The 13,219-nt window shown below is 60.7% G+C and carries 13 protein-coding genes; 11 read left to right on the top strand and 2 right to left on the bottom strand.

The window, feature by feature from the left end; translation table 11 throughout:
• Positions 1-44: 44 nt before the first annotated feature.
• Positions 45-995 carry a transporter gene (locus tag HB680_RS09030; protein ID WP_213938152.1) on the bottom strand — a complete coding sequence of 317 codons (951 nt, stop codon included), beginning with the start codon at positions 993-995 and terminating at the stop codon, positions 45-47.
• A gap of 196 nt (positions 996-1,191) precedes the next feature.
• On the opposite strand from HB680_RS09030, the gene HB680_RS09025 reads away from it, so the two are divergent.
• From HB680_RS09025 to HB680_RS08975, 11 genes are all read left to right on the top strand, one after another.
• A complete protein-coding gene (locus HB680_RS09025; RefSeq protein WP_213938151.1) occupies positions 1,192-2,244 on the top strand; it encodes an AraC family transcriptional regulator in 1,053 nt (350 codons plus the stop codon).
• Between the two features lie 194 nt (positions 2,245-2,438).
• Complete coding sequence (locus HB680_RS09020) at positions 2,439-3,326, top strand: Dyp-type peroxidase (protein ID WP_213938150.1); 888 nt, start codon at positions 2,439-2,441, stop codon at positions 3,324-3,326.
• Positions 3,327-3,344: 18 nt separating this feature from the next.
• On the top strand, positions 3,345-4,313 hold the full coding sequence (locus HB680_RS09015; protein ID WP_213938149.1) for a Gfo/Idh/MocA family oxidoreductase: 969 nt from the start codon (positions 3,345-3,347) through the stop codon (positions 4,311-4,313).
• A gap of 332 nt (positions 4,314-4,645) precedes the next feature.
• On the top strand, positions 4,646-5,398 hold the full coding sequence (locus tag HB680_RS09010) for a GntR family transcriptional regulator (protein ID WP_213938148.1): 753 nt from the start codon (positions 4,646-4,648) through the stop codon (positions 5,396-5,398).
• Positions 5,395-7,140 carry a fumarate reductase/succinate dehydrogenase flavoprotein subunit gene (locus tag HB680_RS09005; protein ID WP_213938147.1) on the top strand — a complete coding sequence of 582 codons (1,746 nt, stop codon included), beginning with the start codon at positions 5,395-5,397 and terminating at the stop codon, positions 7,138-7,140. Before HB680_RS09010 ends, HB680_RS09005 begins: the two co-directional genes overlap by 4 nt.
• Before the next feature lie 25 nt (positions 7,141-7,165).
• Positions 7,166-7,411, top strand: coding sequence for a ferredoxin family protein (locus tag HB680_RS09000; protein ID WP_130905700.1), 246 nt, complete (start codon positions 7,166-7,168; stop codon positions 7,409-7,411).
• A 265-nt stretch (positions 7,412-7,676) separates the two neighbouring features.
• On the top strand, positions 7,677-9,080 hold the full coding sequence (locus HB680_RS08995) for an ABC transporter substrate-binding protein (RefSeq protein ID WP_213938146.1): 1,404 nt from the start codon (positions 7,677-7,679) through the stop codon (positions 9,078-9,080).
• A 163-nt stretch (positions 9,081-9,243) separates the two neighbouring features.
• Positions 9,244-10,026 carry an ABC transporter permease gene (locus tag HB680_RS08990; RefSeq protein ID WP_213938145.1) on the top strand — a complete coding sequence of 261 codons (783 nt, stop codon included), beginning with the start codon at positions 9,244-9,246 and terminating at the stop codon, positions 10,024-10,026.
• A complete protein-coding gene (locus tag HB680_RS08985; protein ID WP_213938144.1) occupies positions 10,026-10,874 on the top strand; it encodes an ABC transporter ATP-binding protein in 849 nt (282 codons plus the stop codon). The genes HB680_RS08990 and HB680_RS08985 overlap by 1 nt, the downstream gene beginning before the upstream one ends.
• The gene (locus HB680_RS08980; RefSeq protein WP_213938143.1) at positions 10,871-11,833 is read left to right on the top strand and encodes a HEAT repeat domain-containing protein; all 963 of its coding nucleotides are present in this window, start codon (positions 10,871-10,873) and stop codon (positions 11,831-11,833) included. Before HB680_RS08985 ends, HB680_RS08980 begins: the two co-directional genes overlap by 4 nt.
• Complete coding sequence (locus tag HB680_RS08975) at positions 11,830-12,114, top strand: DUF971 domain-containing protein (protein WP_213938142.1); 285 nt, start codon at positions 11,830-11,832, stop codon at positions 12,112-12,114. The genes HB680_RS08980 and HB680_RS08975 overlap by 4 nt, the downstream gene beginning before the upstream one ends.
• Positions 12,115-12,432: 318 nt before the next feature.
• Here HB680_RS08975 and HB680_RS08970 read toward each other — a convergent pair whose 3' ends face one another.
• Positions 12,433-13,170 carry a TorF family putative porin gene (locus tag HB680_RS08970; RefSeq protein ID WP_213938141.1) on the bottom strand — a complete coding sequence of 246 codons (738 nt, stop codon included), beginning with the start codon at positions 13,168-13,170 and terminating at the stop codon, positions 12,433-12,435.
• Between the last annotated feature and the right edge of the window lie 49 nt (positions 13,171-13,219).

Genomic DNA, 13,219 nt, shown 5'->3' with positions numbered 1-13,219 from the left:
TTCGCGAGCAGGCTCGCTCCCACAGGTTGATGGGGGTCTATCAGTCAAAACGCATACGGAATGCTGACCTTCGCCCAGAGCATTTCGCCTTCCGGGCGGTTTTCCACGTCGAACTCCTTGGCCCAGCGGATTTCGGCGCTGGCGTATTTGAGGAAGGTCCAGTGCAGCGCCGGGCCGATGGCGAAGACCTGGCCGCGCACGCCGTCGTTGACGTCTTCGCCGTTGAATTGCACGGTGCGGCCGAACTGTTTGTCGTCGGTGGTTTGCTTGAGGTAGTAGCCGTTGATGCCGAGCATCAGGTCGTCGGTGATCTTGTAGCTGGCGGAATAATCGAAGTGGAAAATCTGCCCCGATTTGTAATCGGTGTCCTTGTTTTTCTCGTTGAAGCTGTACGTCGTCTTCATCGACACCTCGGTGCGCTCCGTCGGCAACCAGGTGAAGGAGAACAGCGGCTTGTAGGTGTAGAAATTGTTGCTGGTGTTGGCCAGGCGATCGGTGCTGTATTCGCCGGTGGGCACGGTGACTTCCACGGCGGCGCCGAGGGTCAGGTTCTTGCCCATGTCCCACAGAATGATCGGCGCAATGGTGGTGTCGCCCATGCCTTCGCGGGTGTCCTGCAAGCCGAATACCGAGATTTCCTGCTTGAGCCAGGGTTGCGCGATGTATCCGGCCAACCGCCCGCCGAAAACGCGCACCGGGCTCAGGTAATCCAGGCGCGGGATCACGGCGGTGGATTCGATTTCGACCTTCGGCACTTTGCCGCCGAGGGAGCTGATGTTGAATTTTGTGGCTTTGTAGTGGTTGTAGTAGATGTTGAACGCCACCATGTTGTCCGGAAGGCTGTCGACCTCCAGCGGCAGCATGAAGAAACCATCGGTGCCGGTGCCGATATTGTCCACGCCGGTTTCGGTGGCCAGGGCCGGTAAATGAACGGCGCAGACGCCGGCCAGGCTGACGGCCAGTCGCAAGCAGAATCTTGTGCGGGTCGGGTTCATGTGTGTGCTCATTATTATTGTTAGGGGCCAACCGCCGGCCGTTGCATAGAAATAAGCGGTTCGGGCCTGGCCGGGCAGGGTATTGGCGGCCACATAGGGGGACTTCTGCGGACAGCCGCCAAACCCTGTGCTAACTTCTTTCGACATAACCGGTAACAAAAATAAGAATTCAGCTTGATCCGGGATGTCCTGCCCCATGCAAATGAAAGTCGTCGATCCTACCTACGAACTGGCGCTCGTCTCGCCATTCCTCCTGCAAACACTGGCCGAAGTCGCCGAACTCAACGGGGTCAATCCCGAGAGCCTGTGCCGTGGGCTGGGCTTTACCCTGGAAGATCTGCAGGACCCGGCGCAGCGCATTTCCTATCGACAAGCCGTGGCGATGATCCAGCGTGCCCTCAAGGTTTTGCCCAATCGCGGGCTCGGTTTGTGGGTTGGCGCACAGAACGTGCTCGGCACCCTCGGTTTGCTCGGGCATGTGTTGTCGCTGTGCAAGACCCTGCGCGATGCGTTCGAACTGGGCATCCGCCATCAGCACACCTCCGGCGGCATTGTGGTGTCGAGCGTGGAAGAGGCGGGGGATCGAGTGTTTGTCGATATCGAATGCCGCTTGCCATTCGCCGATGTGCAGTTGTTCGGGGTGGAGGAGTTTTTCGCCAGCCTGTTGGTGTATGGCCGGGCGTTGGTCGGGGCCGATTTCAAGCCGATGGCCGTGGAATTCGTCCACGCCGCGCCGGATTACGTTGCCGAATACGAGCGATTGCTGGGGCCGGACGTGCGTTTCGGTTGCCTGCAAAACCGCATGGTGATCGCCGCGCATTGGCTGGACGTGCGACTGCCCAATCACCATTCGCTGGCGTTGCGTCAGGCGGTCAAGTTGTTGGAGCTGGAAGCGGCGCAGGTTCACCAGAAAATCGACCTGATTCAAGCCGTGGAGCGGGCGATTGCCCGGGATTTGACGCGGGGCAGCCACATCGAAAAAATTGCCGGCGACCTGAACATGAGCAGCCGTACCTTGCGCCGGCGCCTGACTGAGCATGCCCTGACGTTCGAAACCTTGCTGGAGCAGGTGCGCCAGGCGCGGACGTTGAGTTTGTTGGCCAACCCTGAAATGTCGATTGAGCGGATCACCGAAGAAGTCGGCTACAGCGATGTGCGCAGCTTTCGCCGGGCGTTCAAGCGCTGGACCGGGATGAGCCCGACGGCGTTTCGTAATGATAGCCCGAACATTTCCTCTTCGAACGTGTGAACACCGGACCCTGTGGGAGCGAGCTTGCTCGCGATGGCGGTGTTTCATTCAGCGCAGATGTTGACTGACCCACCGTCATCGCGAGCAAGCTCGCTCCCACAATGGACCGCGTTCAACCCTTTGCATTGCCTGTTTCCTTACCCCTGAACCTCCTGCAACGGTTAAACTCCGCGCTTCTTTCCTAAGGAGTTCATATGAGTTATTACCAGCCGGGCATTCTCGCCACCCCTGTTCCGCCTCAAGCCCGTCATATGTTCTTCGCCCTCGAATCCGCCGCTACGCTGCCGGCCGCGCTCGACAAGTTGATGCAGCTGGTGGACGGGCAGTCGGCGGTGGTCGGTTTCGGTGAATCCCTGGTCAAGGCCCTGCACGGTCAGATCGAAGGCCTGCGGGCGTTCCCGGCCATGACCGGCGTCGGCGTCGACAATCCGTCGACCCAACACGCACTGTGGTGCTGGTTGCACGGCGTGGATCGCGGTGAGTTGCTCAATCGCAGCACCGCCATCGAAGCCGCACTGGCCCCGGCGTTTCGCCTGGTGCAGATGAATGAAACCTTCCGCCACCTCACCGGCCACGACCTGACCGGCTACGAAGATGGCACCGAAAACCCTCACGACGAAGCTGCCGTGGCCGCCGCGTTGGTGGGCGCGGGCGCTGACGGCACGGTCGGTGGCAGCTTCGCCGCGATCCAGCAGTGGCAGCATGATTTGAAAGGCTTCAACGCCATGCCGTCCCATGAAAAGGACAACATCATGGGCCGTCGTTTGAGCGACAACGAAGAACTCGACGACGCGCCGATCTCCGCCCACGTCAAACGCACCGCCCAGGAAAGCTTCGCTCCTGAAGCCTTTGTGGTACGTCGCTCGATGCCGTGGATCGAAGGTGATCGCGCCGGCCTGATGTTCCTCGCATTCGGCTTTTCCCTCGACGCGTTCGAAGCGCAACTGCGGCGCATGAGCGGTCTGGAAGACGGCATTACCGATGGTTTGTATCGCATGAGCCGGCCGATCACTGGCGGCTATTACTGGTGTCCGCCACTGAAGGACGGTCATCTGGACCTGCGCGCATTGCGTATTGGCTAAACCCATCAAGGAGTGAATATGAGCGTGGTGCGCTGGGGCATGATTGGTTGTGGGGATGTCACCGAACGCAAGAGCGGACCGGCCTTCTACAAGGCGCCGGGCTCGGCGCTGGTGGCGGTGATGGGGCGACGGTTGGAGGCGGTGACTGACTATGCCGCGCGCCACGGCATCGCCCGGTTCTACACCGATGCCGAATCGCTGGTCAACGACCCCGAGGTGGACGCGGTGTACATCGCCACGCCACCCGACAGTCACCACGCTTACGCCCTGTTGGTGGCGGCTGCCGGCAAACATTGCTGCGTCGAAAAACCGATGTCGCTGAATGCCGGGCAAAGCCGTGAGATGCAAAAGGTCTTCGCCGAGGCCGGGCTGCACCTGTTCGTTTCCTACTACCGACGTTCGCTGCCGCGCTTCCAGCAAGTGCGGCAATGGCTGGCGGAGGGGCAGATCGGCGAGGTGCGGCACCTGACCTGGACCCTGACCAAGGCGCCTTCCCCAGCGGATTTGGGGGGGACGGATAACTGGCGCACTGACCCGGCGATAGCTGGCGGCGGCTACTTTGCCGATTTGGCCAGCCATGGTTTTGACCTGTTTCAATACCTGCTGGGTGACGTCGTCGAAGTCGCCGGTTTCACCGCGCAGCAGGCCGGGTTGTATGCGGCGGAAGATGCGGTCAGTGCCAGTTGGCGCTTTGCCTCTGGGGCATTGGGCATGGGCTGCTGGAACTTCGTGGCGGACCGGCGTGAGGATCGGGTCGAGGTGATTGGCAGTAAAGGGCGGATCAGTTTTTCGGTGTTCGATGAGCATCCCGTGGTGCTCGAAGCCGAGGAAACCCTCAGTCTGCACATCGACCATCACGAGCACATCCAGTGGCACCACGTGCTGGGCATGAACGCGCATATCCGGGGTGAAGCGCAGCATCCGGCGGTGGCGCAAGAGGCGTTGAAGACCGATTGGGTGATGGACCAGATTCTCAAGCGCACCTGAACCTGTGGGAGCGGGCTTGCTCGCGAATGCTGTGTGTCAGCCAGCATTGATGTTGACTGACACTCCGCTTTCGCGAGCAAGCCCGCTCCCACACTGGATCGCTGCCAGACACAAATACTGCGCCCAGCCCAGACCCCCTGAGGGAGCGAGCCTGCTCGCGAAGGCGTCGGCACCTTCAGCAATGATGTTGGCTGACACTCCGCATTCGCGAGCAGGCTCGCTTCCACAGGGGATGGCACCGCGAATCTAACCTTATGCCTAAACAGTATTTCTCAACCCCCGCATCGCCTCTCTAAGATCACGTCATAACTCGTTATAACAAGTGATCTCCGATGACCGATAACGTTCTATCCCTCAGCAGCGTCCCGTTGCACACCCAGCTCCGCGACGTGTTGCGTGCCCGGATTCTCGACGGTGAATACCCGCAAGACAGCCAGATGCCCTCCGAAAGCGAACTCGGCGCGTTGTTCAAAGTCAGCCGCATCACCGTACGCCAAGCCTTGGGCGACCTGCAAAAAGAAGGGCTGATCTTCAAGATCCACGGCAAGGGCACCTTCGTCGCCAAGCCGAAAACCTTCCAGAACGTCAGTACCCTGCAAGGCCTGGCCGAGTCCATGGCCGGTCGTGGCTACGAGGTGATCAACCGCCTGCGCAGTTTCAAATTCATCGCCGCCGACAAACTGGTCGCCGAGCGCTTGCAAGTCGCCGAAGGCGAAACCGTGGCGCAGATCAAACGCGTCCGGCTGATCAACCGCGAGCCGATTTCCCTGGAAATCACCTACCTGCCCAAAGCCATCGGCGAGCGGCTGGAAAAAGCCGACCTGGTGACCCGCGACATCTTCCTCATCCTCGAAAACGACTGCGGCCTCGCCCTCGGCCACGCCGACCTGGCCATCGACGCGGTGCTGGCCGACAGCGACCTGACCCAGGCGCTGAACGTGGAACCCGGCTCGCCGATCATGCGTATCGAGCGCCTGACCCACGACGCCGATGGCCAGCCTGTGGACTTCGAACACCTTTACTACCGTGGCGATGCCTTCCAGTACCGCTTGCGGATCGATCGGCAAAAAGGGGATCAGGCATGAGTCACGCCTCTGTAACAAGAAGCACTCTGGAACAGGAATACGACATCGTCGTGATCGGCGGCGGCACTGCCGGGCCAATGGCGGCGATCAAGGCCAAGGAACGCAACCGTGATTTGCGCGTGTTGTTGATCGACAAGGCCAACGTCAAGCGCAGCGGCGCGATCAGCATGGGCATGGATGGCCTGAACAACGCGATCATTCCCGGCCACTCGACGCCGGAGCAATACACCAAGGAAATCACCATCGCCAACGACGGCATCGTCAACCAGGCCGCGGTGTATGCCTACGCGACCCACAGCTTCGAAACCATCGAGCAACTCGACCGCTGGGGCGTGAAGTTCGAGAAGGACGAAACCGGCGACTACGCGGTGAAAAAAGTTCACCACATGGGCGCCTACGTGCTGCCGATGCCGGAAGGGCACGACATCAAAAAAGTCCTGTATCGCCAGTTGAAACGGGCGCGGGTCAGCATCACCAATCGCGTGGTGTGCACCCGTTTACTAACGGACGAAGAGGGCGCGGTCAACGGCCTGATGGGCTTCGATTGCCGCACCGCCGACTTTCATGTGATCAAGGCCAAAGCGGTGATCCTCGCCTGCGGTGCCGCCGGGCGCCTGGGCTTGCCGTCCTCGGGCTACTTGATGGGCACCTACGAAAACCCGACCAACGCGGGCGACGGTTATGCCATGGCGTATCACGCCGGGGCGGAACTGGCGAACCTCGAATGCTTCCAGATCAACCCGCTGATCAAGGATTACAACGGCCCGGCCTGCGCCTACGTCACTGGCCCGCTGGGTGGCTACACCGCGAACAACAAGGGCGAGCGTTTTATCGAGTGCGACTACTGGAGCGGCCAGATGATGTGGGAGTTCCACCAGGAACTCGAAAGCGGCAACGGCCCGGTGTTCCTCAAACTCGACCACCTGGCCGAGGAAACCATCCAGAACATCGAAGAGATCCTGCACAGCAACGAACGCCCGAGTCGCGGCCAGTTCCACGCCAATCGCGGCACCGATTACCGCACGCAGATGGTCGAGATGCACATCTCGGAGATCGGATTTTGCAGCGGGCATTCGGCGTCGGGCGTGTGGGTCAACGAACGGGCCGAGACGTCGGTGAAGGGCTTGTACTCGGCGGGGGACATGGCGGCGGTGCCGCATAACTACATGCTTGGCGCGTTCACCTACGGCTGGTTTGCCGGCACCAATGCGGCGGATTTTGTGGCCGGGCGCGAGTTTTCGACGGTGGATACTCAACAGATCGAAACTGAAAAAGCTCGGGTTTATGCACCTCTGGACCGCGAACACGGCCTGCCGCCCGCGCAAGTCGAATACAAGTTGCGACGTTTCGTGAACGACTACCTGCAACCGCCGAAAGTGACCAAAAAGATGCAAATCGGCCTGCAACGCTTCAGCGATATCCAGCGCGACCTCGATCAGATCAAGGCCCACAACCCTCACGAGCTGATGCGAGCGATGGAAGTCAGCATGATCCGCGACTGCGCCGAAATGGCCGCCCGGGCTTCGTTGTTCCGCGCCGAAAGTCGCTGGGGGCTTTACCACTATCGGGTCGATCACCCGCAACGCAACGACAGCGACTGGTTCTGCCACTGCCACCTGAAGAAGGGCGACGACGGCCAGATGACCAGTTTCAAGAAAGCCGTCGAGCCCTACATCATCCCGCTCGACGCCGAAGAAATGCAGGCCTACGACCGGCTGCGGGTCGGCGCGTTTGCGGCCTGAGTATTAAAAAAGAGAGAACCGTGAAATGGCCTATCAACCCCAGGAAATCTTCTTCCGCTCCAACGCGCCGGTCACGGTCGACGAGGAACTTTGCATTGCTCACAAAGGCTGCACCGTGTGCGTCGACGTCTGCCCGATGGACCTGCTGGCGATCAACCCGGCCACGCAAAAGGCCTACATGGCGTTCGACGAATGCTGGTACTGCATGCCGTGCGAAAAGGACTGCCCGACCGGGGCGGTGAAAGTCGAAATCCCTTATTTGCTCCGTTGAAATGCAAGCCAGTGTGGGAGCGGGCTTGCTCGCGAAGAGGCCGGCACAGCTTGCATCTCCATTGACAGACAGGACGCCTTCGCGAGCAAGCCCGCTCCCACAAGGGATCGAGACCCGCCACAAGTTTTGCGAAGAGGCCAGCCCAGACAACAAAAAAGCCATCCGGCCACCCCCGGACGCCAGTTTCAAAACACCCCTCGTTTCCCACCACGCCCTGATCGTGGCGGAGACGAACATCCAATAAATGATTCGAGGGGATACACCCATGTTGCGTGCAGCGTTAGCCGGTCTGGTACTGGCCTCATTCACCCTGTCGGCCTCGGCCGAAACCATCCGCATTGCCATCGGCACCCAGGACACCACCATCAACTGCGCCGCCGGTGGTTTGTTGATCCGTGAACTCGGTCTGCTGGACAAATATCTGCCCCACGACGGCCAGTACAAAGACGCGAAATATGACGTGGAGTGGAAGAACTTCACCAGTGGCGCGCCCCTGACCAACGAGATGGTCGCCGGAAAACTCGATTTCGGCGCCATGGCCGATTTCCCCGGCGCGTTCAACGGCGTGGCGTTCGAAACCGCCGGCAAGCACAGCCTGTTTATCAGTGTGCTGTCGGGCAGCATCAAGGGCAGCGGCAACGGCATCGTGGTGCCGAGCGCATCCGGCGTGCAGTCGTTGGCTGAGCTGAAAGGCAAGACCATTTCCGTGCCGTTCGCTTCGACCGCCCATGGCATGTTGTTGCGTGCGGTGGCGGCTCAAGGCTGGGATCCGTTGAAGGATGTAAACATCATTGCTCAGCCGCCGGAAGTTGCCGGTTCCGCATTGCAGGCCGGCAAAATCGACGCCCACGCCGACTTCGTGCCGTTCGCCGAGCTGTTCCCGAGCCGGGGTTTCGCGCGCAAGATTTATGACGGCGCCCAGGCCAACGCGCCGACGTTCCATGGTGCGCTGGTGGATCAGGCGTACGCGAAGAAGTACCCGGAAATCGTCGTGGCTTACCTGCGGGCGAGCATCGAGGCCAATCAGTTGCTGGCCGCCGAACCGGAGAAATACAGCGAGTTGATCGCCAAGGTGACCGGGGTCGATGCCGAGGTGAATTACCTGTTCCACGGTCCGCTGGGCGTGCAAACCCGTGACCTGAGCTGGAAACCGGAATACCGCCAAGCCGTCGGCACCGCCATCGATACCCTCAAGTTGTTGAAGAAGGCTGATCGTGGTTTGGATCTCAACACCTTCATCGACGACCAATACATCCGCGCCGCATTCAAGGCCTCGAACCTGGACTACACCGCGCAACTGGCCAACTACGGGCAGACACCGCTCAATACGGTGGATGCGGTCAGCGGCAAAGCCATCACCGATGTCAGCCATGTGGCGGAGATTTGGGTGCGCGGCGAGCCGAAAGTCCGGCAGTACGCATCGGCGGAGTCAGCGTTCACCGCGTTGGCCGGGTTGAAGGCCGAAGGCAAAAACATCCGCGCGGTGTATGCCCAGGCGAGTGACAGCGGGATCAAGTTACTGGCGGATCAGGCGTGGTTTGCCAGCGATGCGAAAGGGCGGCTCAGTGCCTTCCTGCTCAAAGGCCAGGCCCAACAATTCGCCACGGCCCAGGGCGGCAAGGTGTTCGACTTCACCGATGCCACTACACAGGCCGTTGCGGTTCGTTAAAGAGCCCTGACACCTGTTACCTGTAGGAGCTGTCGAGTGAAACGAGGCTGCGATCTTTTGATCTTGCTTGTGATCTTCATCAGCACTGAAAAGATCAAGATCAAAAGATCGCAGCCTTCGGCAGCTCCTACAGGGCGATGTGTTCGCCAATTGGAAGTTATGTATGTCCAGACCATATTCACGCTGGCTCCCCCGAGTCGCCTCACTGCTGTTCTGCCTGCTGTTCTGGCAACTCGCCGCAAGTGGGCACTGGAACCTCGGCCTGGTGACTTTCGCCAACGTCCCGACTCCACTGGCCGTCATCCAGGCAGCCTTGGGCCTCGGCGACTCCGGCAAACTCGCTCAGCACCTGGGCAGCAGTCTCAGCCGGGTCTTCGCCGGTTACCTCGCGGCGTTGGTCATCGGCATCGCCCTGGGCCTGGCCATCGGCCGTTCGAAGTGGGCCGAAGATTTGTTGCTGCCACCGTTGGAAGTCCTGCGACCGATCCCCGCCGTGGCATGGATTCCCCTGGCGATCCTGATGTTCCCGTCGTCAGAACTGTCGATGGTCTTCATCACCTTCACCGGCGCGCTATTCCCAATCCTGCTCAACACCATCCACGGCGTCGAAGGCGTCGACCCACGCTTGATCGCCTCGGCCAGAAGCCTCGGAGCAGGGCGCCGCGCAATCCTGCTGGAAGTGATCCTGTCCGGCGCCGCACCAAGCATCATCACCGGCCTCGCCATCGGCATGGGCACCTCGTGGTTCTGCCTGGTCACCGCCGAAATGATCTCCGGCCAGTACGGCATCGGTTATTACACCTGGGAGTCCTACACCATCCAGAACTACGCCGACATCGTTGTCGGCATGTTGCTGATCGGCGTCCTGGGAATGGGCAGCAGCCTGCTGATCAAACGCCTTGGTGGGTTGTTCACGCCTTGGCATCGACCGAAAGGAAAAGCCTGATGAGCGTTTTTCAACACCCGGAAGGGCACATCGATATTCGCGGTTTGTCGATCAGCCTGGGGGAGGGTAATGCCGCGTTTGAAGCCGTCCAGAGCCTCGATTGCCAGATCGAACCCGGGCAGTTCGTGTGCATTCTCGGGCCGTCCGGCTGCGGTAAATCCACCTTGCTCGGTGCCTTGGCCGGGCATCTGCAACCGCGTATTGGCACCCTGAACGTCGATGGCGCACCGGTTTCGGGACCGTCACCGCAACGGGGCATGGTGTTCCAGCATCACACGCTGTTTCCTTGGCGTACGGTGCGCGACAACGTCGCGTTCGGCCTGAAAATGCGCGGCATCGGCAAGACCGAACGCCACCAGGCCGCCGATGAAATCCTCGCCCTGGTGGGCCTCGAAGGCTTCGCCGAGCGTTGGCCGGACCAGCTCTCCGGCGGCATGCAACAACGGGTCGAAATCGCCCGGGTGCTGATCAACCGCCCACGTCTGTTGCTGATGGACGAACCGTTCGGCGCCCTCGATGCGCTGACCCGCCTGAACATGCAGGAACTGCTGCTGGACATCTGGACGCGGATTCGCACCACCGTGGTGTTCGTCACCCATGACATCGACGAGGCGCTGTTCCTCGCCGATCGCCTGTTGGTGATGAGTTCGCGGCCCGGCCGGATCATCGAAGACCTGCGGCTGGATTTCCCTCGACCGCGCACCACGGAACTGGTCACCAGCCACGAATTTTCCCGCTTGAAGCGTCACTGCCTCGAGTTGCTGCGTCACGAGGACGGTCGGCAATTACCGCGCCTGAACCCCCTCGGACTTCCCCTAGAAAACAAACTGCCGCGATTTGCCCTATGACCTCTCTATTCGATACAACCGAAAACGACGACATCCTGGCCCTGCAACCGCGCCTGACCGACGAAGACCCCGGCGTGCGCCGCATTGCCCTGATCGAACTGGCTGACCTTGAAGAACCGGAAGGTTTGCTGTGGCTGGTCAATCGCCTGGCGCAAGACCCGACCGAAGAAGTTCGCGCCGAAGCCGCGCGCCTGCTGGAAGCCTGGGAGGATGAGCCTGTGGTCGAGGCGCTGTGTCAGGCGCTGACCGATCCATCCTTGGCTGTGCAATCCGCCGCCGCGCAAAGTTTGAGTCTGCTGAAAAGCGAAGCGGCGGGCCGGGTGATTTTGCCGTGGACCGGGCATGCCGATATCAGCGTGCGGGTGGCGGCGTTCAGGGCCTTGCGCGAGTTGCGTTTTCCCGATGCGGCTGACGCGGCATTGGTGGCGCTGAAGGACGAAGACGCCAGCGTTCGCCGCGAAGCCGTTGGCGTGCTCGGCTGGCTCAAACAACTCGACGCTTTGCCTGCGTTAGCCCGACTGGCCAGCGACGACCCGGACACCGAAGTCCGCCGCGCCGCCACCGGCGCTCTTGGCCTGGCATCCGACATTCAAGTGTTGCCGGCCCTGCGCCAGGCCTTGCAAGACCACGCCTGGCAAGTGCGCGAAGAAGCCGCGACCACGCTGGGCAAGGTCGGTCACAGCGATGCCGGCCCGGCGCTGGTCGAAGCCCTGAGCGATGACTACTGGCAAGTGCGCCTCCGCGCCACCCGCAGCCTCGGCCGCTTGCGCTATGCCCCGGCCCTGGAAGCACTGATCGAAACCCTCGGCCACCGCATCAGCAACCTGCGCAAGGAAGCGGCCCTGGCCCTCGGTGAATTGAATGACCGAGACGCAGTGGCCGCCCTGCAAGCCGCGCAAGATGACGGTGACCCGGAAGTGCGCAAAGCCGTGCGCATCGCCCTGAGTCAACTGCAATGAACCCGCTCGCCGTCGGTAATTCCCAGAGCAAACAACAACTGCGGCTGAGCTGGCCGGATGGTCGCGAGCAATTGCTCGATCACGCCGAATTGCGCCGCCAATGCCCGTGCTCGCAATGCCGGGCGTTTCGGCTGCAAGGGCTGACGGTGAAGGTGGATTCGCGCATCCGCGTAGTCGAGTTGAATCCCCAAGGCTACGGCCTGCAACTGATCTTCAGCGACGGCCACGAGCGCGGCATCTACCCGTGGCCCTACCTCTGCGGATTGCCTCAAACCCCGTAGGAGCGAGGCTTGCCCGCGAAGGCGGCGTACCTGACACACCGTCTTCGCGGGCAAGCCTTGCTCCTACAAGGGATTTGCGCCGTGCACAGGATTTGTGGATGCCCGAGATCAACATGTGGGAGCGGGCTTGCTCGCGAAAGCGGCGGGTCAGTCAATATCGATGTTGAATGTGAAATTGCCTTCGCGAGCAAGCCCGCTCCCACAGGGGATTTGCGCCGTGCACGGGATTTGTGGGTGCCCGAGATCAACATGTGGGAGCGGGCTTGCTCGCGAAAGCGGTGGGTCAGTCAATTGGGATGTTGAATGGATCTGTGGGGGTCAGAAGGATTTGCTGATGCTCGCCACTACCGTAGCGGTGCACACATCATCAAACCCCCAGTTGCTCGCGCACTGGCTTTGAGAAAGGTCGGTATCGATGTAGCTCAACCCCAGCATCACCCCGGCCAGTTCGTGGCTCAGTTTTACTTCCCATTCGTGGTACGCATCCTCTGCGTGGCCGTTGGACGCGTACAAGTGCGGTTCCTTGAAATCCATTTCACCGTAGCGCAGTTTCAGGCCCAGCCCATAAGGCAATTCGGTTTCGTAGCCGACGTAGGTGTAGAGCGAACTCTGTTTGCTGTCGATCCCCGGCGCATCCGCCGAGTAATAGGCCCCGAGTTTCACCCCGTAAACGCTGAGAATCCCATAGGTCTCGCTCTGATTGAACTGGCCTTCCTTGGGGTAGGCGTATTTCAGGTAACCGAGGTCCAGGCTCACGGCATCGGTCGCCTGCCAGAGCCAACCGGCGTAATAGTCGATTTCCTGCCGGGTCTTCAGGCCGCCGCCGAAATCGACGTTCGAACTCCAGACCCCCGCATACAAACCACTGCTATGGGCCAAGGTAACGCCGGCCTGCACGGCAGGGTCGTTCTGGGTTTGCGAGATGCCACGCGTGCGGTAATCGCTGGCCAGGGTCAAATCCACCAGCACGTTGAAATCGTCATTCAAGGGGATGGCCTGGCTGCTCAACGGCAGCACGCTCAAGGAACCGAGGGCGAACAGGGTGAAAGCTTTCATGGGTGAATGCCTTTGTTTTGATTGTTTTGGGCAGATTTCGGACAAGGCT

Origin of the sequence: Pseudomonas sp. dw_612, assembly GCF_018449725.1 — a bacterium.
Classification (GTDB): Bacteria; Pseudomonadota; Gammaproteobacteria; order Pseudomonadales; family Pseudomonadaceae; genus Aquipseudomonas.
This window is presented reverse-complemented; position numbering and strand designations above follow the sequence as displayed.

Bases quoted from the DNA above. Each gene is read 5' to 3' on its own strand.
- HB680_RS08990 (WP_213938145.1), top strand. From the start codon at position 9,244: ATGTCCAGACCATATTCACGCTGGCTCCCCCGAGTCGCCTCACTGCTG.
- HB680_RS08970 (WP_213938141.1), bottom strand. From the start codon at position 13,170: ATGAAAGCTTTCACCCTGTTCGCCCTCGGTTCCTTGAGCGTGCTGCCG.
- HB680_RS09010 (WP_213938148.1), top strand. From the start codon at position 4,646: ATGACCGATAACGTTCTATCCCTCAGCAGCGTCCCGTTGCACACCCAG.
- HB680_RS09015 (WP_213938149.1), top strand. From the start codon at position 3,345: ATGAGCGTGGTGCGCTGGGGCATGATTGGTTGTGGGGATGTCACCGAA.
- HB680_RS08975 (WP_213938142.1), top strand. From the start codon at position 11,830: ATGAACCCGCTCGCCGTCGGTAATTCCCAGAGCAAACAACAACTGCGG.
- HB680_RS09020 (WP_213938150.1), top strand. From the start codon at position 2,439: ATGAGTTATTACCAGCCGGGCATTCTCGCCACCCCTGTTCCGCCTCAA.
- HB680_RS09000 (WP_130905700.1), top strand. From the start codon at position 7,166: ATGGCCTATCAACCCCAGGAAATCTTCTTCCGCTCCAACGCGCCGGTC.
- HB680_RS08995 (WP_213938146.1), top strand. From the start codon at position 7,677: ATGTTGCGTGCAGCGTTAGCCGGTCTGGTACTGGCCTCATTCACCCTG.
- HB680_RS09025 (WP_213938151.1), top strand. From the start codon at position 1,192: ATGCAAATGAAAGTCGTCGATCCTACCTACGAACTGGCGCTCGTCTCG.
- HB680_RS09030 (WP_213938152.1), bottom strand. From the start codon at position 995: ATGAACCCGACCCGCACAAGATTCTGCTTGCGACTGGCCGTCAGCCTG.
- HB680_RS08980 (WP_213938143.1), top strand. From the start codon at position 10,871: ATGACCTCTCTATTCGATACAACCGAAAACGACGACATCCTGGCCCTG.
- HB680_RS08985 (WP_213938144.1), top strand. From the start codon at position 10,026: ATGAGCGTTTTTCAACACCCGGAAGGGCACATCGATATTCGCGGTTTG.
- HB680_RS09005 (WP_213938147.1), top strand. From the start codon at position 5,395: ATGAGTCACGCCTCTGTAACAAGAAGCACTCTGGAACAGGAATACGAC.